This window comes from Scytonema sp. UIC 10036, assembly GCF_009725235.1.
This window is the reverse complement of the sequence record NZ_WJFC01000003.1, coordinates 88,846-112,557: the sequence shown is the minus strand read 5'-3', so window position 1 is coordinate 112,557 and position 23,712 is coordinate 88,846. Positions and strand designations below refer to the sequence as shown.

Below are 23,712 nucleotides of genomic sequence, written 5' to 3'. Positions count from 1 at the left end.
GTGGTTAGTAGTTGCGCTTTAGCGCTAAAAAATATATGGTTTTATGGCGCTGAAGCGCTACTACATACAAAAGTGACTATATGAAATACGGTGATTTAATTCAATTTGAACCTATTGAAACTGTTATTCAGTTACAAAATGCTAGCGCACTCGCTGAGGCAGAGCAACTGGTTTCCACTTATGTCATTTCCGATGAAATGGCAGAAAAGCTATCAGGTGTAGTATTTCCCAATTTACAATTTGAACAGCCAGCCGATAATAAGGGTATTTTTATTGTAGGAAATTACGGTACTGGTAAGTCGCATTTAATGTCAGTGTTAAGTGCGATCGCAGAATACCCTCACCTCACCACAGCTTTACACAATCCGCAAGTCGCCCAAAGTGCAGCTGGTATTGCGGGTAAATTCAAAGTACTTCGCACAGAACTGGGTTCCACCACAATGGATTTGCGGGATTTTGTGTGCGTGCAACTTGAACAAGCATTATCTGATTGGGGAATTGAATTTCAGTTTCCACCTCGAAACAAAATCCCCAATCACAAAGGTGTGTTTGAAGATATGATGGTCGCTTTTAGTGACTCATACCCAGACCTCGGTCTGCTTGTGGTAGTGGACGAAATGCTGGACTACTTACGCACCCGCAAAGACCAGGAACTGATACTTGACCTCACTTTTCTTCGGGAAATTGGCGAAGTTTGTAAAAATTTGAAGTTCCGACTCATTGCTGGTTTGCAAGAAACGCTGTTTGCAAGTGACCGCTTCCAGTTTGCTGCGGAAGCAATTCGTCGGGTAAAAGACCGTTTTGAGCTGGTTTCTATTGCTCGTAAAGATATTAAATATGTTGTCGCCGAACGTTTGTTGAAGAAAACTGCCGAACAACAGGTGAAAATTCGCCAACATCTCACACCTTTTGCCAAGTTTTACGGCAATATGAACGAGCGAATGGACGAGTTTGTTCGTCTTTTTCCCATCCATCCCGATTATATTGATACTTTTGAACGGATAACTGTTGCCGAAAGGCGCGAAGTCCTCAAAACTCTCTCCCTGGGAATGCGAAAACTTTTGGAGAAAGAAGTTTCTCAGGATTCCCCCGGTTTAATTGCCTACGATAGTTATTGGCAAACCCTCAAAGACAATGCTTCCTTCCGGTCAGTTCCCGATATTCGGGAGGTCATCAATTGCTCTGGGGTACTGGAAACACGCATTCAACAAGCTTTTACCCGTCCTGCTTACAAGCCAATGGCACAGCGAATTGTGTCAGCGCTTTCAGTTCACCGTCTGACCACGGGGGATATTTACTCGCCTTTGGGTGCAACACCAGATGAGTTGCGGGACAGTTTGTGTTTGTATGACGCCATGGTAGCGGAATTGGGGGGTGAACCGGCTGATGATTTGCTGTCGCAGATAGAAACAGTGTTGCGGGAAATTATCAAAACTGTTAGCGGTCAGTTTATTTCTGCCAATCCAGAGAATCGTCAATATTATATTGACCTGAAGAAAACCGATGACTACGATGCTTTGATTGAAAAGCGAGCTGAAAGTCTAGGTAAAACTCAGTTGGATAGGTATTATTATGAAGCTCTCAAGCAAATAGTTCCAGAACGTCCCGACCAAACCTATGTCACGGGTTATTTGATTTGGGAACATGAGGTGGAGTGGGTGAGCAAAAAAGTGACTCGCCAAGGGTATTTGTTTTTTGGTGCGCCAAACGAGCGATCTACAGCTGCGCCGACTAGGGATTTTTATCTATACTTTATCCAGCCTTACGATCCCCCATCCTATAAAAAAGAAAAGTTAGCAGATGAGGTTTTCTTTCACTTAACCAAACCAGATACAAGTTTTCAGCAAACTTTAGAGAAGTATGCTGCAGCTGTTGACTTGGCTTCTACTTCATCAGGACAGGCAAAAAAAAGTTATGAGGATAAAGCCAAAGGTTTTCTGCGAAACTTGGTGAACTGGTTGCAGCAGCACATGACGACTACCTTTGAAGTAACTTACCAAGGAAAAACCAAACCTTTATTGGAATGGATGAAAGGTCTAAAGATGGGGACTAGTGCGCGTGCCAACGTGCGCGATATTGTGAATGTGGTAAGTTCTAGCTGTTTAGCTGCTCATTTTGTAGACCAAGCACCAGAATACCCAATTTTTTCCTTGTTAATCACAAGGGAAAACAAAAACCAGGCTGCACAAGATGCATTGCGTTTTCTTAAGGGAACAACGAAGACAAAACAAGCAATTGCAGTGCTTGATGGTTTGGAACTGTTGGATGGAGACAAGTTAGATGTCCATCGCTCTAAGTATGCTAACTACATTTTGTCCTTACTGAAGCAAAAAGGTTCCGGTCAAGTTCTCAACCGTGGGGAAGTCATTCAGGATATCTCCGGGGTTGAGTATATGGCTCCCACTCAGTATAGATTAGAACCAGAGTGGGTGGTTGTGCTGGCAGCAGCTTTAGTTTACAACGGGGATAGTGCCTTGGCTATTCCTGGGAAAAAATTTGATGCCAATAGTTTGGATAGTTTGGTGACGACTTCTGTTGAAGAACTAGTTAATTTCAAACATATTGAGCAACCAAAAGATTGGAATTTACCCGCACTGAAAGCACTATTTGAACTGTTGGGACTAGCACCAGGTATGGCGCAGTTGGTCACTCAAGGTAAGGATGAACCAATTCAGCAATTACAACAAGCTGTCAGTGAGAACGTTAATAAATTGGTGCTAGCACGGCAAAAACTGCAATCGGGGTTAACTTTTTGGGGTCGCCATCTTTTAACCGATATTGTACAGGATGAATATCGCTCTAGCCTAGATAGGACGAAGACCTTTTTGGAGTCGTTGCAAGCTTACTCAACTCCTGGAAAACTCAAGAATTTTCGCTCTCAAGAACAAGAAGTGAGTTCCTACCGCCCTGGGTTGCAAACACTGCAAGAAATTGAAGCATTGCAAGAACTGGTGACTCACTTGGGATCGGTAGCATCTTATCTCGATACAGCTGAGGCGCTGTTACCAGTTGAGAATCCTTGGTTAACACAGATGCGACAAGTGAGGGAGGAAATTCTTGCAGACATACTGAATTCCAAGAAACGCTCTGGTGCAACGTTCCGCCAGCAAACCTTACAAAAACTCACGGGTTTGAAACAGAACTACATCCAAACTTACATGGCATTGCACGCTAGCGCACGGTTGGGGATGCATGATGACCAACGCAAAGTACAATTAACCAAAGATACGCGATTGCAAAGTTTGCAGAAGTTAACGACAGTTGACTTGATGCCAGCAAGCCAGTTGAAGGATTTTCAGGAGGATTTGGCTAAAGTCAAAACTTGTTTTGCACTGACCGAACAGGAAATGCAAGCAACGGCTATTTGTCCTCACTGTCAGTTTAAGCCGACAACTGAGACAATAAATCTGCCTGCTAGCAGTTTGTTGGTTGATTTGGAAACTCAGTTAGAGCAGCTTTTGAATGATTGGACTCAGACACTGTTGACTAATTTGGATGACCCAACAACACGGGCAAATTTGAATTTGCTGAAACCAAAGCAAAGACAAATTGTGGATGAGTTTTTGCGATCGCAAGTTCTTCCCAATCCGTTGACAAATGACTTTATTCATGCAGTTCAAGAAGTTCTTTCTGGGTTGGTTAAAGTAGTCGTTAAGACACAAGATTTGCAGAAGGTGTTACTAAATGGGGGTTCGCCTTGTACCGTCCAAGAGATGAAAAAACGCTTCGATGACTATCTCAGCCATTTAGCTAAGGGTAAAGATTCTGGTAAGGTTCGGATTGTTGTAGAGTAAAAAAAATACCAAACAACTTAATATCAAGAACGAAACATCTAATATATATTGTCATAATAAAAGAACTAAAATAATGGAAGGAAATCAGTTACCACTTAATCTTGAACTTCAAAACGATGGGACAACCGCACAAATAAAAGGCTCAGTCGAATGCCTTGGCATGACTTTTGAAAGCGACGAAGCCAGACGAGCATATTTTATCGAAAAATTGCAGGAGAAGTTACAAGAGCCAGAATTTCGTCAAATTGAAGGATTTCCGATTGGTGAAGACGAAGATATTCTGGCACTTTCTGACCCACCTTACTATACTGCTTGTCCAAATCCTTTTATTGAAGACTTTATTAACTATTGGAATCAGGAACGAGAAGACAACACCTCACCTGAGAGTGAAAGCTATCATCGCGAACCCTTTGCAGCAGATGTAAGTGAGGGAAAAAACGATGCGATTTATAATGCTCACTCCTATCATACAAAAGTGCCACATAAGGCAATTATGCGTTATATTTTGCACTATACAGAACCAGGTGATATTGTCTTTGATGGCTTTTGTGGAACTGGTATGACAGGGGTAGCTGCACAGTTATGCGGTGATAAAGCAACAGTTGAATCTCTGGGTTATAGAGTGCAACAAGATGGCACTATTCTTGATGAAAATGAGAAACCTTTCTCAAAACTAGGTGCGCGTCGTGTTATCTTAAATGACCTTTCTCCTGCTGCTACGTTTATTGCTTACAATTACAACACTCCTGTAGATATCACTGAATTTGAACGGGAAGCAAAAAGAATACTAGCAGAAGTTGAAGAAGAATGTGGTTGGATGTATTTGACACTGCATCAGCCAAAACCAGAACAAATTGATAAGGCAGTTTCATTCTTAAAAACAGGGAATACAAAAGCCGAACTTCAAAAGTCAGGATTTTCTTTAGGAAAGATTAATTATACTCTTTGGTCTGATGTTTTTACCTGTTCCGAATGTGCAGGTGAGATAGTGTACTGGGAGGTAGCTGTAGATACTGAAATTGACAAAGTACGAAAAGTATTTTGTTGTCCGCATTGTGATGCAAATTTAAGCAAGGGAAACATATCTAGAGCGTGGGTAACACACTTTGATACAGCTATAAATCAAACTGTACAGCAGGCAAAGCAAGTACCAGTATTAATTAACTATAGTGTAGGTAAAAAACGTTATAGAAAAATTCCTGATGTCTTTGATTTAGCATTAATTGAAACAATTTTAAATAAGAATGTATATGACTCCTATCCAACTAATAGAATGCCAGAAGGTGAAGAATCACGCCGTAATGATGATATTGGTATTACCCATGTTCATCACTTTTATACTAAGCGTAATTTATGGACTTTAAGTGTAACAATAAACAAAGCTAGAGAACGTACATTATTTTTAATCACAGCAATAATTCGTACTCTTTCTAAAATGTTTAGATGGGCACCAAAAGGAAAGCATACTGCTGGCACTTCAGGTACACTTTATATTCCTTCAATAAGTCATGAATATCCTATTTTTGGTGCTATTGAAAGACGTATGAAATTATATGAGGAACTATTAGCAGTACTATCTCATTTTTCTTCAAATTCAATAGTTACGACTAGCAGTGCATCCAACCTTTCTTTGTTAAGTAATTCTATAGACTATATTTTTACAGATCCACCTTTTGGTGGTAATTTAATGTATTCTGAGCTTAATTTCATATGGGAAGCTTGGCTGAAGGTAGTAACTAACAATAAGTTAGAAGCTATTGAAAACAAAGTACAGAGTAAAAGATTATTAGAATATCAAGAATTAATGGTAGGCTGTTTTGCTGAATATTATCGAGTTCTTAAACCTGGATGTTGGATAACAGTAGAGTTCCATAATTCCAAAAACAGTGTTTGGAATGCTATACAAGAAGCTATGCAATCTGCTGGTTTTATCATTGCTGATGTAGGAACTTTAGATAAAAAACAAAGCTCTTTTAAGCAAGTGAATAGCAGTAATGCTGTAAAGCAAGATCTGATTATCTCTGCCTACAAACCTAATACTACCTTAGAGAAACTCTTTAACTTAGAAGTAGTTACAGAAGACGCAGCGTGGGAATATGTCCGCGACCGTTTACGGTACGTTAAATCATTTCTTGCTAAAAATGGGCAAGCAGAAACTATAGCTGAACGGCAAAATTACTTATTATTTGACAGGATGGTTGCGTTTTATGTTCAAAAAGGCATGACAGTTCCCCTTTCTGCAGCCGAATTTTATACTGGATTAGCACAACGTTTTGTGGAACGTGATGGAATGTATTTTCTACCAGAACAAGCAGCAGAATATGATAAAAAACGCAGGACTGTTAAAGAGGTTCTCCAGTTAGAACTTATTGTTATTAATGAAGAAACTGCTGTGCAGTGGCTAAAGCAACAACTTACGAAAAAACCCCAAACTTACTCAGACCTTTATCCACAATATACACAAGTCAAATCTGGATGGTCTAAATCAGAAAAACAATTAGAACTTTCCGAAATTCTGGCACAAAATTTTCTCTATTACGAGGGTAAAGGATATGTTCCCAAACAAATTGTTTCTTGGCTGAAACAATCTGCTACCCATCGCGAGAAGATTCGCCAAATTGAAAATGAATTGTCAAATAGTGAAACTAGTCTAGAAATAGAAGATACAGAACTTTTAAAGGCTGCTAGAGGTAGATGGTATGTTCCAGACCCCAACCAGACAAGCGACTTAGAAAAATTACGTGAAAAAACTTTACTCAAAGAATTTGAGGAATATCGTCAATCCAAACAGAAAAAACTCAAGGTCTTTCGTTTAGAAGCTGTACGTACTGGCTTTAAAAAAGCATGGCAAGAGCGAAATTATCAAATAATTATCGAGGTTGCCAAAAAGATTTCTGAAACAGTGCTTCAGGATGATCCACAATTACTAAGGTGGTATACCCTAGCTTGTACCAGACTAGGAGAGGAAATATAAACTATGCTCACTCAAATTTTATCAACCTACCCTCAACCCATTGCCTATGCTTATGGCAATGTTTATCGCAATCGTTCCCAAGCAGAACAACTAGATCAAATTCTTCGCTGTGCAGAAGTTACTACTCGTTATCTTTCAGCACTAGCCATTGCTTCTTTTGCTGCACGAGAAGATACTAACATTCCCATACCTCCTACTTTAGTAGAATTTCGGGGAAATCTCTCTTTTGGTCATTTCCTCAGTGTCGTTCAAGCTATTTGTGCTCTCAAAACTTCTCATCCTCTGCAAACTCTCTTTTCTGAAAGTTTTCGTAACAAAAAAAGTAGAGCAAAAGGCAAAATAGAAACGTTACTAGAACTGAGAAACAAAGTTGGTCACGATCTTCGGGGGTTAAATGAAACTAATGCAGCAACAATTCTCAACACAGAGAAACCACTAACAACTCTAGAAGAATTACTAGAAGGTATTTCACCACTTTGTTCTCTACCTTTATTTCTAGTTGATACCCAAAATTCAATTCGCAAGATTATTCATATAGTTCGATTACTACTAATGGGAGAACAAAGCGAACCGATTCCAGACAAAATTGCTGTTTCCGAAGCCTTTATGGACGACAAGAAACTTTATGTCGGTACAGAGGAAGGCGCACTTTTACTTTATCCAATGTTGGTATGGGGTTTAGAGCGCGATCGCGCTGCTCAAAGTATCTACCTTATCGATAAAGTTTCTTCCGAACAACTCAGTTACAAATCTCTAGCTGCAATTAACCCACCAAGCATACCTTCAATTCCAGAAGATTTACTGCTTGTGCTTGAAGGACACCCAGTTCCTATAGAAAAGATTACTCAAGATGATGGTAGAAGCTTTTTAGAAGCTTGGCAAGAAAAGCGAGAACTTATTCTGCTGGGCAAAGCAAATATCACTCAAGGAGTAGAATGGGCAGAACTAGATGAGAGAACTTTGAAATGGTACTGTAATCTTCTAAAGAATTTTGTTAACTTTGATATATTAGAAGCGCAAAGGATACAAATTGATTGGAACAAACCTTCGGAAGTGATTCGCCAAATCTTACTAGATGGGCGTGGAGAAGTGACACCAGATGATTTGCTTCAGCTACGGCTTCTGTTTGGAAAACCTCAGATAATTCGTCAGCAAATTAGACGAGATATTCTAGATTTAAGATCCAGACAAAGTTTAGAAAATCGTTGGGATGAGCGTCAGGAAATAGCAGAAAATGTACTACAGGCACTCCGAAAAGCAGTAGACTTTATCGGGCGTCACAATCCACTAATTGAGGAGCTATCCACTGATAGTCTTCAATCTACTACTGGTTCTGCTGATTACGTTGCGGTTCGCGAAGCTTTAATTAATCTCATAATTCATCAAGATTACAATGACCAACGGACTGTAGCACAAATTGAATTAGCTCCACATATTACGATCATGGTTAATGCTGGTTCATCTTTAGTATCGCAGGAAGCTTTGATAAATGGCGGAACTAGTACTGCTCGAAACCCATTGATTGCTCGTGCGCTAAAACTTATCGGTTATGCAGAACTTGGTGGTTCTGGCTTGCGGGAAGTTTATCGCGTTTGGCATAACGCTAAACGCCGCGATCCACTCATTCAAACTGATGAACAGCACAACCGCTTTCGTATTGAATTGGATTCTCGTCCTTTAAAGGAAATTGCAGACCCTTTCTGGAAGAAGCGTTTGGGAGCTACTGTTACCCCTGAACAAGCAAAAATCTTGAGGCTTTTAGGCACTGTTCCTTCCGGAATGAGGCTAGTAGAAATTTGTAGTCAAACTGATGCTACCCAAGAAGAAACACTGGTAATGTGCGAATATTTACAGAAACAGTATTTGATTGATTGCGAAGCTGAAGTATATCGAATGAAATTACATCTGCAAGATTTAGCAAAAGAAGCAGCACAGGAAATACACGAGCGATTCCAAGAGGAATAGGATAAACCAATGAACTCACCTGTTAACTATAACCTATTTACAAACAGCCCAAAACTATTATGTAAATATTCTACCTAGAGCGATCGCTATAGCTCTACTGTACCAAACTCGAACCAGTACAACTAACTTTCAATTTAGTAGGAACCAATAATGTTTGAGTATCTTCTTGTAGAAAACTTAGGACTATTCTCAAGATTAGAATGGCAAGCTCATCAAAAAATTAATATCCTTATTGGCAAGAACAGTACTGGTAAAACTTATCTCCTAAAACTTCTTTACTCTATTGCCAAAAGTATCGAAGAGTATCATAAAAGCTCAGAAGTAGATAGTACAACCTGGAAAAGCTTTTTATCCGAAAAATTGTTTTCGGTTTATCAGCCGACTAAACGCTCGCTTGGTGAAATTATCCGTAAAGGTAGCGATCGCCTCACGGTTCGTACTAGAATTGAAGGCGATGAATATAGTTTTTCTTTGGAAAAGGATTTACAAGAGACTATTCTTCAATGTACTGAATCAGTCAATATAAATTTGGATTTGAACGCATTATATATACCAACAAAAGAAGTTCTCACATCTTTTGATGCTATAGCAGCAGTAAATGAGCATTTAAAAATATTTGGTTTTGACCAAACTTATCAAGATATAATAAGGGCTTTAAGAATACCAGCTTCTAATAAAAAACTCGCTCAACCTTTTGAAGATATATTAGATGCCTTACAAAATATACTTCAAGGAGAATTTTCTGTAGAGAATCAAAGGTTTATTTTTCAGCAAGGACGAGAGAAGTATGAAATTTCTCAAATTCCAGAAGGTATCAAAAGAATTGGTATTTTGGCATTATTAATACGTAATGAAACCCTTCAAAAGAACACTATTTTATTTATTGACGAACCCGAAACAAACTTACATCCATGTGCTATAATTCCTTTTTGCGATCTGCTGTTTCGTTTGAGTCAGACAGGTGTACAAATTTATCTAGCTACTCATAGTTACTTTGTGCTAAAAGAATTTGAAATTTTGGCACGAAAACATCAGGAAAGCATCCAGCTTTGCTGTCTTGAAAAATCTGACGGAGATATTAACATTAAATTCAATGACCTTAAAGAAGGAATGCCAGACAATCCTATAATAGATGCATCTATAAAATTATATGAAGAAGATGTACGTTTAGATTTGCAAGCTTAAATATGCCCATTTATGAAGAAAGTGGTTTGAGAATTACCCTTCCTGATGGAGATAGTTTTCGATTACAAGACTGTGCTAGCTATATAAGTTTAAAAGGAAAAAATTTATCGGAGATGGATTTTGGATGGTGGGATGCTACAAAAGAGACACTGTGGTTACTAGACATCAAAGATTATTCCCACTTGTCACCTTCGGAAAAACTACCTGACTATCTATTAGAAAAATTAATAAATAAAGTAACAGACACTTTGTTAATTTTATCATCGGCTTGGTTAAGTAATTCTCTTCAAGGAAAAGAAATTTGTGCAGATTTGCTAACTTCATGTCAAAATTTTCCCACCCATCCTAAAAAAATAAAAATAGTTTTTGTCCTAAAGATAATTGATGCAAAATTGAAACTTGAATTAAACCCTTTAAAAACTCGATTAAATAATAAGTTAGCAGGTAGATTATTACTTTTTGATATAAAAGGAGTTACTTTAGTAGACCATGAAACTGCGATTAAAATGGGATTGACAATTGATATCTTATAAGTCATACAAAAGTTAAGTGATAATTTGGTATATACTAATTCTACATTCTTTGTACAATTCTCTCTTTTCTTCGTGCTCTTTGCGTCTTTGCGGTTCATAATTTTTATAACTCAAATAGGACTGCTATCAATACTACAAGGGGTGAGAATTTTTGTGGGTTGGGAGCGCCGTGGAGAAACTCAAGAAATGCCTGTAAATGTTGGGTTTGTTCCTCAACCCAACCTACGTGTGTTCGTATTTTTAGGCTTAACCGACAAGTATTGGGACTGCTATAAATAAGCTTTAACCAATAGGGAATCTTTGCTTAAGTAGTATTAACAGAGGAGCAAAAAAGGTTATATAGCGGTTCTCACTAACAAACACATTCACTCACGTCTGGGATGCAGCATTAGTTCAAGGTAAGAAGATTTATGATGAACTGGTGCAAAAACATCACCAATATCTTGACCAAGAAAAAGAAAAGTGCGTATATGCCATGACAGCACGTCGCCGTGCCATTGAACGCATTGGATTACCCCAAGTAAGAGAATATCGGCTGGTACAGTTAGCGCAAGAAGAAAAAACTTGGAACGAGCAAATACAGCAAATGGCAGAAGTGGTTCCCGAACTAGTGCCATTACTATTGATTCGAGTTGAGTCTTAATGCATAGGCAAGTGCTTCATATATATCTGGTTCTTCCAGATAGGGATATGCTGTGAGAATGTCATTAGGAGTATGTCCTGATGCCATTAACCCAACAATTGTACCGACAGTGACCCGCATCCCTCGGATGCAAGGTTTACCGCCCATTACTTCTGGGTTGCAGGTAATTCTAGTGAGGTTTTGCATAACTATTATTTTTTTCTGATGTTGAAATCATTACCATTAAACCTTACTGTGAGGAATATTGTAATTGGTTAAATACTTTGGAAGATTGCAGATAATCGTTCAATCCAAAATCCAAAATCTAAAATCCAAAATCGTATGAGTTGGCGCGACCAAATACTCGCAGAATTTACCCCTCAAGTAGCACCTCTGACACTGGTTGCTGACCCGGACAATTTGCTGTCAGAAGAGGGAGTACTGCAAGCAATTCAACAACGAGGTTTTGAGATAATTACCTTTGAGAATGCGATCGCATTCCGCTACTTCTACGAATCTCAGTACCGTCCCCGTCAGGAACGTGGTGAAGCAAAAGACTTGGTTGTGCTAGTCAAAGCAGAAGAACACGTATTACGTAGCTTACCTTACGATTTATTACACAAAGGACGGCAGCTTTCCTTCAGTTTGGGAAACATATTTCCCAATCTCAGCTATACCGCAGTCAATGCCCTAGATCGCAGCGATTTTGACGCTTTATATCAAGCACAAACACAACATAACCCAAAAAATCCCCTAGGAGACAACGCCACCAAAGATTTTGTCCTGCGTTACGTCTTCGACATCGATCCACAACTCATCAAACAGCCATCAGATTTGTTACTCATTCTCTTACGCCGGCATTACCGAAATCAGCGTCTACCAGCTATTTTAGACGAACACTTCATTCAAAAGCTGAAAGAACGAAAACTATTTCCCACTTGGTTGTCAGATACGATGGTATCAGACCGTCAAGCCTTCTTCACCTTTCTACAAGAACAGTGGTCTGATTTTGTTCGCCGCCAACTGACACCCTTGAGGCAAACTGCTGAATCACAAGGTACATATGCAGTCCAAACTAAGATACCTTTTGACAATCAAGACATTCGCGTATACATCGACAATCTTTTCTCCGAAGGATATCTCCAACCTGTCAGCGTTGATGATTTGCCACTGACAAGTGTCAAAGAGCAATCAAAATCATGGTTAGCTGTGGGCTTGCGTATCGATCCAGTCGTTCAGCGAAAGCAGCGCTTGCAGAAGTTAATGGAATCTGTTGAGTCTTCCCGACCTCTTAAAGATGCCAAATATCAAGAATGGCTCAAGTTTGCTCAAATTTGGGCAGAACTCCTGGTTCTATGGCATCAAGAGACAACATCAAACCCATTATCAGCGATGTTTCTAACACTACAAGAAAAGGTTGATAATGCCTTTTTGACTTGGGTCGGTTCCCGCTATAGCGGTCTCTACAATCAGTCAGCTACCAGCCCTGTTATGGTAAATCAAATTACGCGATTTCTCGCACGGCTGTATGAATCAGAAAATACAAACAAAATAGCACTGGTAGTTATAGATGGTTTAGCCTTTGACCAGTGGTTAATTCTGCGAAATGTTCTACTGACACAATACCCCCAGTTCAAGTTTCATGAAGAAGCAACCTTTGCTTGGATACCAACCATCACCTCCGTGTCCCGACAAGCCATATTTGCAGGAAAACCTCCTATCTATTTTGCCAATAGCCTTGAAACCACAGCAAAGGAAGAGTTGTTTTGGACACAATTTTGGGCTGACCAAGGTATTATCAAACCCCAGGTAGCTTATAGGAAAGGGCTGGGAGAAGCAGATAGTCTTTTAGAAGTTGAGAAAGTTTTGTCCCATCCAAAACTAAAAGTCGTGGGTTTGGTAGTCGATAAAGTTGATAAGATTATGCACGGGATGCAACTTGGCACGGCTGGTATGCACAACCAAGTTCGCCAATGGGCAGAGACAGGCTTTATGGCAGAACTTCTCAACCTATTGCTGTCAAAGAGGTTCCAAGTTTTTCTCACATCAGATCATGGGAACCTAGAAGCCACTGGTATCGGACAGCCACAAGAAGGTGCGATCGCCGATCTGCGTGGAGAACGTGTTAGAGTTTACCCTAATGCTACCTTGAGGGCAAAAGTCAAAAGCCAATTTCCCAATGCGATCGAATGGCAACCCACAGGGCTACCAGAAAAATATTTACCACTGTTGGCTCCTGCACGCCAAGCTTTCGTGCAAGAAGGACAAAAAATTGTCGCTCATGGGGGTATCTCTATTGAAGAGTTAGTTGTACCATTTATTAACGTTTTAGGTTGAACCCGATGAGCAAACAGCTTTCAGTTGGCTACAGTCAGCGCATCCAGTTAGAGTGGTTGGAATTGACAGCCAAACTGTTATTAGCTGGTTCTACGCACAACGAAATCAAAACCGCATTAGATGAAATTTTGCGGGACAAGCTATCAGTCGGCAATCATAATAGATCGAGCAGTCGAGCCAAGACAATTTCAATCCTCCTCAAAATTTGGGTAGTAGTTCCAGAAAGCTTGCAACCCTTAAGGAATGAAGGGCTAGAATATTTAAGAACCACCCCACACCATCAACATCTAGCCCTTCATTGGGGAATGACTATGGCTGCTTACCCCTTTTTCGGACTTGTTACTGAAACTGTTGGACGTTTGGTACGGCTACAAGGTGCAGTTGCAGCATCTACGGTACAAAGACGAATCAAAGAAAAACTCGGCGAACGTGAAACAGTATCAAGAGCAACCAGACGAGTTCTACGATGCTGTGTTGATTGGGGTGTTCTGGAAGACACAGCAGAAAAAGGTGTTTATCAACCTGCAAAAGTTCAATTCATAGACAACAAAGGGTTAGCCGCATGGTTGATAGAAGCAGCTTTAGTCGCCAGTCATTCAGAGATACAAGCTTTAGGTAGAATCAGTCAAACACCTGCATTGTTTCCATTTACTGTTAGTCCGCTCAACATAAGAGATTTAGAAGGTCATCAAAGGCTAGAATTATTTCGCCAAGGACTTGATGAAAATATGGTCATGCTCAGGCGTTAATTTCCCGTACTACTTCAAAATTAATTCTTCTGACTGACGCGTGAATTCGTGCTAATAACTGCGATCGCAAATCCTGTAACTTCCAGAACTTAACTTATACAAATCCTCATAACGCTAAGGATCTGCTGTGTGAACTAGTATAAGACCATTTTGAGCCAGAGCCAACTTTAAGAACCATCTGATAAGGAGTAAAAATTTCCCAATATGGTAAGTCAATATCCTCTTCATTATCTTCATTATTTGGCAGCAAAATTAATTTATATTTATTGTTGAAAGTTATACTAAGACCAAGGTTTTGGTAGTTAATTTCTACAGCAGCGATCGCATTGTTTGCGATCGTATCAAGTCGCTGTTTGATGATTTCAGAGTCATCTGAAGATGTAACAATAGTTTCGCTTGGGGAATCGATTTGCCATTGAGTTGCTTGCGTACCTAGTATCCATGCTCCTTTTTCCTTTCTTCTCATTGCTTTTTGTGAATAAGGAATTCTTTCTCCAATATGAAGAGTCAATTCATCTCCATAACTCAAGCTTGCTTTCCAACAGGTTTCTCCAATTAATCCACTGATTATCTCGACAAGTGGTTCTAGATCGCCAGGTCTTGATATATTCTTAACTAAATTTGTGGTCATCTTTGTATCTTTAACTAAATTTTTATAGCTCTAAAAAATCAGGAACTTTTCGTCTCAATTCTTCAGAAGTAAAATCTCCGCATTCATTTTTTGTACCACCACGACCAGATGCTTTCTCTTCTTCCAAAAAATCTCTGAATTCTCTTCTCTCTTCTTCCGTCATATTGAATTCTCTCGCAATAGCATTTACTTGCTGAATATCTTTTTTCTTACTCAATTCATCTCTCATTCTGTAAATATAGCTTCTATTGTATAGCAATCCAAAATCGTTTCTAAAAAGGCTAAAGCTGAATTTCACAGCAAATGAAACTTAGCAACAAGAGATATTTTGCTACAATAGGTTATATAAGTTAACATATTGTTAAAAAAGCCTGTATCTCAGCAAAACCCATGAAGTCAGCACTGAAACCTAACAGCCCGGATGTCACTCGGTTGTTTTCTAACCTAGAACTCTACGAAAATAAACTAACCCATCAACCAGGTAGCGTTTTGGGAAGTACAGCGCTGGTTGCTGGAACAACAATTGGGGCTGGGATTCTAGCCCTACCTGCAGTGACATTACCGTCTGGAGTCGTACCATCTACAGTTCTACTCATCGGTATTTGGCTTTATGCTTTGGTTTCAGGGCTTTTAATTGCAGAAGTGGCTTTGAATACAATGCGTCGTGTAGGACGTCCGAGTTTAGGGCTGTTGGTGATGGTGGAGAGGACGCTGGGTTCATTGGGAGCAAGAATTGCAGGCGGAGCGTATTTGTTCTTACACTATGCCTTACTTGTGGCATATGTTTCCCAAGGTGGAGATATTTTAGTATCGGCTGTAGAAAAAATTTGGGGGATACATTATGTTTTCCCGACTTGGATAGGAACGACAGCTTTTACTCTCCTTTTTGGTGGAATTTTGTATCTTGGTAGAGAAAAGTTTATTGAGCAATTAAACAGCGCTTTTGTTGCGATCGTGTTGACTTCATTTCTGGGACTATTGTTTTTAGGAGTCACCCACCTTAACATATCATCATTTGTGTTTCAGGATTGGAAAGCACTCCCTCCTGCTATCTCTGTCATGTTTGTAGCGTTGTTCTACCATAACGTGATTCCTACAATTGTCAGTCAACTTGAAGGAGATGCTCCGAAAATTCGTCAGTCTATCGTTGTTGGTTCTGCTATTCCCCTTGTCATGTTCTTGGCTTGGAATGCAGTGATATTGGGAAGTATCAGTGTAGAAACAATTCAGCTTTCAGCAGGTGGGAAAACTTTCGATCCGTTGCAAGTTCTACAATCGGGAAGTGCTGGACAATGGCTGGGAGTCTTAGTTTCTATTTTTTCTGAGTTTGCGATCGTGACATCGTTTATTGGGTTTGTTTACGGCTTGTTAGATTTTTTCAAAGATATTTTCCCCTCAACACCTCAAGGATCTTCCAGACGTTTACCGCTTTACTCCCTGATTCTTTTGCCTCCCATGAGTTTATCAGCACTGAATCCCAATATCTTTCTCGTAGCTTTAGATTATGCTGGAACCTTTAGTATTTCAGTTTTAGGAGGAATTCTCCCTGCATTAATGAGTTGGAAGCAACGTCAAGAACAAGAGGAATTACATAGTACTGTTAAACCCCTTGTTCCTGGTGGTAAGGTAACGTTGATTGTGATGATTGGCGTTGCTTTATTTGTGTTAATTGGTGCATGAGCAGCAACAAACTTGAGTGCTTTCTTACTGATGCGTGAAAACACTCCAGCAATTGCGATCGGTTTCCCTTGGTTAAATCCTTAAGATTGCCAGGGTTTTTGTTAGCGCATAACTAAATCTAGAGAACAAATTTTACTTTATACTTTGCCGTAGCGACTTCAATAGCTTTTTCAATGTCAGTAGGAGTGGGGGGCGCAAAGAGGCTGGGCTTTTCTTCCTCACTTGTGATTTCTTTCACTGGTATCCCTACTTCTGCAAAAAACTGTTCGGGGCCTGCTGGTGTAACCCACATCAAGATTTTAGCAGGCTTTGACCCAGTATTCTTAAAACCGTGAGACTGACCTCTAGAAAAGTGAAGAAAGTTACCAGGAGTAGCGACGATAGTTTGATTCCCTTGCTGATATTCAATTTCGCCTTCTAGAATATAGTGAGCTTCGTCCGCTTCGTCATGGATATGAGGTGGTACAGTGCTTTGCGGTTGCATCACTATTTCTAATAGTGCATATGCTCCGCTTGTACTTTCCCCAGTTGCTAAAAAGGTGTAGAAATCCCCTAGCACTAAATATGTGGAACTACTACTTTGCTGAACGAATCCGGATTTAAAGTTAACCATTTTGATTCTCCTTCTTTAAAAAAAGTTATTTTTAAGCTTCAGTTTTCGCACATTGTCTGCGGTATCGGCTTAATTAACATTAAGCTATCTCTTGAAAAAGAACAGTCTGAAAAAGTCTTAAATCGTCAGGACTTTAATGCCAATTGGCTTTTGTTGAGATACCTACCCAGTCACCCGCAGTTGTACGACCAACACTATAAATACAAAATATGACATTTAAACCTATAGTATACTCTTGTAGGTCGGTTAAATTTAACTCTAGAAAATCATCTAAAGCTTGAAAATCTTTAGAAGTCCTAATCTCGATAGAACTATATTTAGAAAATGTAGATACCTTCAAAAATTTTATGGAGCTAAACAATCGGTACATTAAGTGTTCTTTTGTATCGGAACTTTCTACAATAGCCTTTTCTTTTCTGGAAAAAGCTAAAAACTCAAGCACAGAAAATTCTAATTCTTTGACTCGTGTCTCAATCTGTTTTTTTAAAGAAATTGTGTTCTGATTTTTAGATTCTTCTGGCAATGGCAGAAGTTGCTTGCCTTTTTTATTTGTTTCCCCGGACATTTCAGGTGCAATACCTATCCACTCTCCTTCACAAGTTTCTCCAACAATAATGTGAAAAGCTTCTTGTTCAATACAGAGTTGCCCCATTCTCTTAAGACTATTAAGTTGATTAACTGGCAAGTTATATAAATCGGGATTACCAATTCTAGATTTTTTGAGTTGTTCTTTGCGCTTATCTGAATCACCGTATCCTAAATTACTGACTATATATATTTTTATTGTTTTTAGATGATATTTTAAAAAGTTGATAAGTACTCTATACTTTAATTTCATCAAAGATGCTGTTTCAATTGGCGTCAGCCTACCATACTCGCTCCAAGTAGTTTCTAAAGAAATAAACTCCAATAAATCACTAGTTTTTACTGGAAATAAGAATCCCTCTGATTCTAAAAGCTTTTCTACAGTTAAGTCTCCCTTGGATGCTATTTCCCAAATAAATGGTTTAACCTCACTATCACACTCTCTACAAAAACAAAGATTTTGAGTAATCAGCGCAAGTTGTTGTAATTCCTCCGTATTATACAAGTTCATAATTATACCAAAAAATCATATTGAGTGGTTAACTGAACTATAACCTCAAAACATTTTTCCAGCAATTCATAAATAACTATATTATTCACACTATACGTGCTTGTATATTTGCTACTTGGTGAGGATTTTGAAAAAAGAGGGTAAAGCATGAAGCAAAAACAGGGAAATTTCATCAAGGTCAATAAAGTCCCCATTGACTTAAGCAATTTTTAGAAAAATTCATTTTGAGCGATCGCTAAAGCTGCTACTCCATATATTGTCTTGATGCTGGAACTGCTCTTTCTTCACCCCAATTCTTGATGGCATCAATGTAAACATTAAGACATTGTGGGTTGGATTGAGCAAGGAAACCTAACAATTCGATTCAATGTTGGGTTTCGTTCCTCAACCCAACCTACGTAATGACCTCTGATGTCACTGCTTTAACTCTTTACGCCATGAAAAAATAATTTTTTCTTCCGCTTGTCTAAATTCAATATTAAACTTATCAAACACAGCCTCTCGTCCCAAAAGCATGACATCTGTAGTGTTGTTTTGCAGCCATGCGACAGGGGCTATAAAGTTGTGTCCATCAATTGTCATTTCAACATTGCGTAAAACATACTCAACAGTTCCGCCTACTGTTTGTGCTAATAATGTTTGTTCTCCGTCAGCCAAGGCATATCCTAAATCTTGACCAGCCTTGAGTGAAATTAAACTAAAATCAGCCCCTGAATTAACTAACATAATTGCTTTGATTTCCAAATCTCTGTGCTTGAGATTCACTTGATAGTTAGGTAGCCATTCATGGCGGCTGACTGAGCGTAACCGAATGGGTAAAATAACAATAGAGCCAGTAAAACCAGGTACTAAATAAATAGCAAACGTCTCTCCAGACGCTTCTGCTAACTCTAAAACTTGATGTAAGTCGCTACTGTGAGCAATTATGCCGTTGCTATTATAGGCAATGTACTGATGGGCATACTCTTTTAACTGTTCGCGATTGCGGTTGAGCCACTTCAGCATTTCCTGGTTTTCATCTTTGGCGGGTGTAGCATTCATAAATTTTGCTATATATAAAAACAATAGGAGCGATAAGCCGGGTACAGCTTGCGCTTCGCGATCGCAACGCTCCTATACAAATACTACAAATTTCTTTTTAAGACGAATACCAAAGTATGAAATTTAGGCTGGGCAAAGCTTTCCCAATCCAAAATCCCAAATCTAAAATCCAAAATGGTATGAGGTTAAATTTTAGCTTCTTCCTTCACCAACTTATCCCAACCCAAATCTTTTAGATTATTATTCCGGCGCAGTGGACGTGTGACCAATTCCAGAATATCACGGGCATTGGTAAAGCCATGAATCTGAGCAAAGGTAAACTCTACAGACCACTTGGTGTTGATTCCCCTTGCTTCTAATGGGTTAGCATGAGCCATACCCGTAATGACCAAATCTGGTTTCAAATCGTAAATGCGCTGAATTTGGTTGTAGTTGTCTGGCTTTTCCACAATCTTGGGTAGGGGTACGCCCATTTCTTGACAAGTTTTTTCTAAAAATGCCAACTCAGCTGCTTGGTAGCGCTTATCCATGTAAGGAATACCGACTTCAGGAACCGTCATTCCGCAACGCACCAAGAATCTTGCTAGGGAAACTTCGAGCAAGTTATCGCCCATAAAGAAAACAGACTTGCCACGAATCAATTTTATATAATCTTCCAAACTTTCCCAAATTTGAGCTTCCCGTTCATCCAATCCTTTGGGAGTAATGCCAAACACCGAGCAGATTTTTTCAATCCAAGCGCGACTACCATCGGGACCGATGGGGAAGGGTGCGCCAATCAGCTTGCATTTGCGGCGACGCATTAAAGTCGTTGCAGTGCGGCTGAGGAAGGGGTTGACTCCAGCAACGTAATACCCTTCTTCAAGAACGGGAAGTTCGGTAAAGCGTTTAGCAGGTAGCCAGCCAGAAACTTTAATACCTTGCTTCTTCAGTTCTAGCGTTAACTGAGTGACGACAGGATCGGGGAGAGAACCAAAAAGGACTAACGGAGGATGATCCGCATATTCAGATTCCTCGCTAGCAACGTCTTCTTTTTTCTTACCAAAATTCAGCAGCTTTTGAATGGCATTGCGTTCGTTTTTCTCAGCTTCTACGGTGGGGGCTTTATCGGGACAACGTGCTGCCATTGCAGCTAATACGGTGTCTTCTCCTTGGGTGAAGGCGTAGTCTAAACCGTTGGCACGTGCAACAACAATGGGAATACCAATTTCTGATTCTAGCTTCGGTGCCAAGCCTTCCAAATCCATTTTGATAATTTCTGTAGTGCAAGTGCCTATCCACACTATCACGCTGGGATTGCGATCGCGCTTAATTTGCAAACACAACCGCTTTAACTCTTCATAATCATTCAGCTGGGCAGAAATATCGCCTTCTTCCAACTCCGCCATAGCATAACGGGGTTCTGCAAAAATCATCACTCCCATGGCATTTTGCAAGAAGTAGCCACAAGTTTTTGTACCAATAACTAAAAAGAAGCTATCTTCAATTTTTTGGTAAAGCCAAGCTACGCAGCTAATCGGGCAAAAAGTATGATAATTTCCGGTTTCGCACTCAAAAGTTAAAGCTTCTGGTTGAGCAACTGTCATTTTGGTGTTTTCTCCCCTAAATTGTTAAATTATGAATTATGAATTATGAATTATGAATTTTTTATCATTCATAATTCATAATTCATAATTCCTTAGTTCTTGGGGAAGAGACTAGCAATGTCTGAATCATCCAAATCAGTAGATGATAAGTCTTCCCCAAACAACGTATCGTTATCCGCGTCTTCTTTGTCCTTTTTGGCGGCGGATTCATCTCCCCAGATATCATCTACTAGGTCTTTAGAAAGGTCACCGTTACCATTTGTAGTAGATTTTGTCTCAGAAGTTGTGGTGTCCTCATCCTTCAACTCATCAAAGGATATATCGCCAAAATCATCAACAGCATCTATAGCAGATTTGTTTAACTCATTATCTTCATTGCTATCAAAGGAATCATATCCGAATCCGTTTGAAAGTTCTTGCGCTTCATCTGCTGGTGTGACATCCTCTATAGTTGTATTTACAACCATAAGAGTTTCCTCATCCCTATCTAAATCAACTGCTGCTACCCCATAGCCATTTAAGTGCGAATGAGTCAATGTCTCCTCATCCGAATTTAACTCTTCGCTATTCGCATCTGTCTCGACTTTGGGAATAAAACGATTACCAAGAGCAATATCTGGGTCGAAATTTAACTCCAGCACTTCAATTAAGGTGTCAGCATCAGGATTAAGTCTAGAAAAGGGCAGCATTAACTGCGCTAATTTTGGTTCTAACGCGTTAGCTACTCCCAAGATGAGGTAAGAAGGAGGTCGCTTACCACCATCGGGGGTGTAAACAGACTCTACCTCCATATGGAGAGTTATCCAATCCCGGTTAATTTGGAAAAATTGTAACCACTTTTGCCTGAGAGATTCCGTAAAACTATGAAAAAAAGGCATATTGTCCCCCATCGGTGGAACTTTAATGATTTATACAATCATCAAGTCTAATTCTTCTTCTGAATTAGGAACCTGTGGTTTACCCGGATTTAAATAAAAATCAGACAACAAACTAAATAATTCCCGATCTTGAGCGTCGCTGGGTACAACACCTTCGGGGCACGCCAAAATTTGGTCTGCAATGTTGAGATAGTAATCACAGACGTAGTTGAGAGAGGGGTCAATTTCTGCCATCTCAAACAAAGTCTTGCCCTTAACACGAGAAACTCTAATATCTTCAATCAAAGGCAACACTTCTAAAACTGGCATGGGTACTGCTTCGATGTATTTGTCTATCAAATCCCGCTTGGAGGTGCGATTGCCAATTAATCCAGCCAGACGCAGTGGGTGAGTCCGGGCTTTTTCCCTAACTGAAGCAGCAATGCGATTTGCAGCAAACAAAGCATCGAAGCCGTTGTCGGTAACAATCAAGCAGTAGTCAGCATAGTTTAAGGGCGCTGCAAAACCCCCACAGACAACGTCACCGAGAACGTCAAACAATATAACATCGTACTCATCAAAGGCGTTGAGTTCCTTCAGTAATTTTACGGTTTCGCCGACTACGTAACCGCCACATCCCGCACCTGCTGGGGGTCCACCTGCTTCAACACAATCTACTCCACCGTAACCCTTATAAATAACATCTTCGGGCCAAACATCTTCGTAGTGATAGTCTTTTTCTTGAAGAGTATCAATAATTGTTGGAATTAAGAACCCAGTGAGGGTGAAGGTGCTGTCGTGTTTCGGGTCGCAACCAATTTGCAGCACTTTTTTGCCGCGCTTGGCTAGGGCGACGGATATGTTACAGCTTGTAGTGGATTTACCGATACCACCTTTTCCATAAACTGCTAGTTTCACTGTTGTTTGCCTCTTATGTTTTTTTGTCAAACTTTTGGCTTAAACACTTGCCTTCACCTAGCCCAGGAGGCGATTTGTGAGGTATGTGAATGCCATTATTGTGCAAATAACTTGGAAAAGAAAGAGGGTCTCAAATTGAATTATGCTTCTAGAAAGCCCATAATACATTAATTAAATGATTATAAATTTATTTTGTTTAAAAAAACATAATATTAGTTAAAACTATTTCTAATTAAATTTTATATATTTTTTCTATAAAAATAGTTACAAAAACAAAAAAATCGACAAAACCCCTACTATTGGAAGAGCGCTGTTAGCTCTTGATAGACCAGACCCCCCACCTCGTTCACCTTGAACCTCGTCACCTCAATCGCCTCGTTCCCAGCCTCAGGCTGGGAATGCCTTTTAAGAGGCTCCGCCTCCAGGGTGCAGCTAGCTAAGCGAAGCAGTCGCGATGAAAAAATTTCACCGCCAATCATGAAAATCCCTTTTCCCTAACCCCTAATCCCTAGCCCCTATTTTCAAGTAAGAGCCACCAGATCGAGAGATGAGGGATTGGAAAATAAGGGGTATCACCACCTAGTGACCTGGTGTATCCCCAGAAGTTATCGGCGATCTGAGTGGAATGTATTAGCGATCGCTTTGAAAAGTGTAAATAATAATTACAATTTAAAAATTGGGACAAAGCCCTAGCATTAATTGGAACAAAGTTCAAGAAGCGTCTTCCATGACCTGCATTTCTTGTAGAGATTGCCAACCCGACTGCCATTGTGAGGTGTCTTGTAATAACTTGGCATTTATCCAAAAGCGGACATTGGGATCGCAAGAAGCGACCATCTCAGCGTAGACCCACTTACCTTGGTTTTTGCGATTGACGACTTGGAAGTGTCGCCAGCCATCTATTTTTGTCCGAGCAGTCCATTTGGAACCAACTAGGTAAGGAAACTTTTGCTTTTTAGCCATTAGTTATATATTGTTTTATAAGTTTACAATTATTAGCTTACCGTGTAAAGATATTCTAAAGATAGAGACTAAAGATTGAAGACTGGGGATAACGCAAATCAATGCTCAATGCCCTCTTACCCGATGCCCTAATAAGATTCAGCTTTTCTACGTTGGGAAAGTGATATA

General features: G+C 39.7%; 19 protein-coding genes. 9 read left to right on the top strand and 10 right to left on the bottom strand.

The annotated features are described in order from the left end of the window. Positions 1–80: 80 nt before the first annotated feature. The 6 genes from F7734_RS02805 to F7734_RS02780 all read left to right on the top strand — a co-directional run bounded on the left by F7734_RS02805 (position 81) and on the right by F7734_RS02780 (position 11,094). Positions 81–3,794 carry a DUF6079 family protein gene (locus tag F7734_RS02805; RefSeq protein ID WP_155743287.1) on the top strand — a complete coding sequence of 1,238 codons (3,714 nt, stop codon included), beginning with the start codon at positions 81–83 and terminating at the stop codon, positions 3,792–3,794. A gap of 73 nt (positions 3,795–3,867) precedes the next feature. After that, a complete protein-coding gene (locus F7734_RS02800) occupies positions 3,868–6,768 on the top strand; it encodes a DNA methyltransferase (RefSeq protein WP_155743286.1) in 2,901 nt (966 codons plus the stop codon). 3 nt (positions 6,769–6,771) lie between these two features. Next, positions 6,772–8,733 carry an ATP-binding protein gene (locus F7734_RS02795; RefSeq protein WP_155743285.1) on the top strand — a complete coding sequence of 654 codons (1,962 nt, stop codon included), beginning with the start codon at positions 6,772–6,774 and terminating at the stop codon, positions 8,731–8,733. A 150-nt stretch (positions 8,734–8,883) separates the two neighbouring features. Then, positions 8,884–9,918 (top strand): ATP-binding protein, encoded by a 1,035-nt coding sequence (locus tag F7734_RS02790; protein ID WP_155743284.1) that lies wholly within the window; start codon positions 8,884–8,886, stop codon positions 9,916–9,918. A 2-nt stretch (positions 9,919–9,920) separates the two neighbouring features. Further along, entirely contained in the window at positions 9,921–10,451 is a 531-nt protein-coding gene (locus tag F7734_RS02785; RefSeq protein WP_155743283.1) for a hypothetical protein, read from the top strand. 421 nt (positions 10,452–10,872) lie between these two features. Beyond that, positions 10,873–11,094 (top strand): hypothetical protein, encoded by a 222-nt coding sequence (locus F7734_RS02780; RefSeq protein ID WP_155743282.1) that lies wholly within the window; start codon positions 10,873–10,875, stop codon positions 11,092–11,094. Here the strand turns inward: F7734_RS02780 and F7734_RS02775 are convergent. Next, the gene (locus tag F7734_RS02775; RefSeq protein WP_155743281.1) at positions 11,071–11,280 is read right to left on the bottom strand and encodes a DUF433 domain-containing protein; all 210 of its coding nucleotides are present in this window, start codon (positions 11,278–11,280) and stop codon (positions 11,071–11,073) included. The two genes, F7734_RS02780 and F7734_RS02775, sit on opposite strands and share 24 nt — an antisense overlap. Positions 11,281–11,415: 135 nt before the next feature. On the opposite strand from F7734_RS02775, the gene pglZ reads away from it, so the two are divergent. Together pglZ and F7734_RS02765 are read left to right on the top strand one after the other, a co-directional pair. After that, entirely contained in the window at positions 11,416–13,410 is a 1,995-nt protein-coding gene (gene pglZ / locus F7734_RS02770; protein WP_155743280.1) for a BREX-3 system phosphatase PglZ, read from the top strand. A gap of 5 nt (positions 13,411–13,415) precedes the next feature. Then, positions 13,416–14,159: a hypothetical protein gene (locus tag F7734_RS02765; protein ID WP_155743279.1), complete on the top strand. Its 744-nt coding sequence runs from the start codon at positions 13,416–13,418 to the stop codon at positions 14,157–14,159. Positions 14,160–14,265: 106 nt separating this feature from the next. Here the strand turns inward: F7734_RS02765 and F7734_RS02760 are convergent, their stop codons facing one another. Further along, on the bottom strand, positions 14,266–14,790 hold the full coding sequence (locus F7734_RS02760) for a hypothetical protein (RefSeq protein ID WP_155743278.1): 525 nt from the start codon (positions 14,788–14,790) through the stop codon (positions 14,266–14,268). A 22-nt stretch (positions 14,791–14,812) separates the two neighbouring features. Continuing rightward, a complete protein-coding gene (locus F7734_RS02755; protein ID WP_207713993.1) occupies positions 14,813–15,019 on the bottom strand; it encodes a hypothetical protein in 207 nt (68 codons plus the stop codon). A gap of 161 nt (positions 15,020–15,180) precedes the next feature. Between F7734_RS02755 and F7734_RS02750 the strand changes: the two genes are divergently transcribed. Beyond that, positions 15,181–16,470, top strand: a complete 1,290-nt coding sequence (locus F7734_RS02750; RefSeq protein ID WP_155743277.1) for an aromatic amino acid transport family protein — start codon at positions 15,181–15,183, stop codon at positions 16,468–16,470. A gap of 118 nt (positions 16,471–16,588) precedes the next feature. Here the strand turns inward: F7734_RS02750 and F7734_RS02745 are convergent, their stop codons facing one another. The 7 genes from F7734_RS02745 to F7734_RS02715 form a co-directional block, all read right to left on the bottom strand. After that, positions 16,589–17,083 (bottom strand): cupin domain-containing protein, encoded by a 495-nt coding sequence (locus F7734_RS02745; RefSeq protein ID WP_155743276.1) that lies wholly within the window; start codon positions 17,081–17,083, stop codon positions 16,589–16,591. A 133-nt stretch (positions 17,084–17,216) separates the two neighbouring features. Further along, positions 17,217–18,179, bottom strand: coding sequence for a nuclease A inhibitor family protein (locus F7734_RS02740; RefSeq protein WP_155743275.1), 963 nt, complete (start codon positions 18,177–18,179; stop codon positions 17,217–17,219). A gap of 414 nt (positions 18,180–18,593) precedes the next feature. After that, the gene (locus F7734_RS02735) at positions 18,594–19,220 is read right to left on the bottom strand and encodes a retropepsin-like domain-containing protein (RefSeq protein WP_155743274.1); all 627 of its coding nucleotides are present in this window, start codon (positions 19,218–19,220) and stop codon (positions 18,594–18,596) included. Positions 19,221–19,405: 185 nt separating this feature from the next. Then, positions 19,406–20,806 (bottom strand): ferredoxin:protochlorophyllide reductase (ATP-dependent) subunit N, encoded by a 1,401-nt coding sequence (locus F7734_RS02730; protein ID WP_155743273.1) that lies wholly within the window; start codon positions 20,804–20,806, stop codon positions 19,406–19,408. 92 nt (positions 20,807–20,898) lie between these two features. Then, positions 20,899–21,684 (bottom strand): DUF5331 domain-containing protein, encoded by a 786-nt coding sequence (locus F7734_RS02725; RefSeq protein WP_155743272.1) that lies wholly within the window; start codon positions 21,682–21,684, stop codon positions 20,899–20,901. 30 nt (positions 21,685–21,714) lie between these two features. Beyond that, on the bottom strand, positions 21,715–22,581 hold the full coding sequence (gene bchL / locus F7734_RS02720; protein ID WP_347566115.1) for a ferredoxin:protochlorophyllide reductase (ATP-dependent) iron-sulfur ATP-binding protein: 867 nt from the start codon (positions 22,579–22,581) through the stop codon (positions 21,715–21,717). Positions 22,582–23,292: 711 nt separating this feature from the next. Next, complete coding sequence (locus F7734_RS02715; protein WP_155743270.1) at positions 23,293–23,544, bottom strand: TIGR02450 family Trp-rich protein; 252 nt, start codon at positions 23,542–23,544, stop codon at positions 23,293–23,295. Positions 23,545–23,712 lie beyond the last annotated feature (168 nt).

Coding starts and splice junctions, on each gene's coding strand:
- F7734_RS02745 (WP_155743276.1), bottom strand. CDS start 17,083: ATGGTTAACTTTAAATCCGGATTCGTTCAGCAAAGTAGTAGTTCCACA.
- F7734_RS02715 (WP_155743270.1), bottom strand. CDS start 23,544: ATGGCTAAAAAGCAAAAGTTTCCTTACCTAGTTGGTTCCAAATGGACT.
- F7734_RS02730 (WP_155743273.1), bottom strand. CDS start 20,806: ATGACAGTTGCTCAACCAGAAGCTTTAACTTTTGAGTGCGAAACCGGA.
- F7734_RS02775 (WP_155743281.1), bottom strand. CDS start 11,280: ATGCAAAACCTCACTAGAATTACCTGCAACCCAGAAGTAATGGGCGGT.
- F7734_RS02785 (WP_155743283.1), top strand. CDS start 9,921: ATGCCCATTTATGAAGAAAGTGGTTTGAGAATTACCCTTCCTGATGGA.
- F7734_RS02750 (WP_155743277.1), top strand. CDS start 15,181: ATGAAGTCAGCACTGAAACCTAACAGCCCGGATGTCACTCGGTTGTTT.
- F7734_RS02735 (WP_155743274.1), bottom strand. CDS start 19,220: ATGAATGCTACACCCGCCAAAGATGAAAACCAGGAAATGCTGAAGTGG.
- F7734_RS02740 (WP_155743275.1), bottom strand. CDS start 18,179: ATGAACTTGTATAATACGGAGGAATTACAACAACTTGCGCTGATTACT.
- F7734_RS02765 (WP_155743279.1), top strand. CDS start 13,416: ATGAGCAAACAGCTTTCAGTTGGCTACAGTCAGCGCATCCAGTTAGAG.
- F7734_RS02755 (WP_207713993.1), bottom strand. CDS start 15,019: ATGAGAGATGAATTGAGTAAGAAAAAAGATATTCAGCAAGTAAATGCT.
- F7734_RS02725 (WP_155743272.1), bottom strand. CDS start 21,684: ATGCCTTTTTTTCATAGTTTTACGGAATCTCTCAGGCAAAAGTGGTTA.
- F7734_RS02790 (WP_155743284.1), top strand. CDS start 8,884: ATGTTTGAGTATCTTCTTGTAGAAAACTTAGGACTATTCTCAAGATTA.
- F7734_RS02800 (WP_155743286.1), top strand. CDS start 3,868: ATGGAAGGAAATCAGTTACCACTTAATCTTGAACTTCAAAACGATGGG.
- F7734_RS02760 (WP_155743278.1), bottom strand. CDS start 14,790: ATGACCACAAATTTAGTTAAGAATATATCAAGACCTGGCGATCTAGAA.
- F7734_RS02795 (WP_155743285.1), top strand. CDS start 6,772: ATGCTCACTCAAATTTTATCAACCTACCCTCAACCCATTGCCTATGCT.
- F7734_RS02805 (WP_155743287.1), top strand. CDS start 81: ATGAAATACGGTGATTTAATTCAATTTGAACCTATTGAAACTGTTATT.
- pglZ (WP_155743280.1), top strand. CDS start 11,416: ATGAGTTGGCGCGACCAAATACTCGCAGAATTTACCCCTCAAGTAGCA.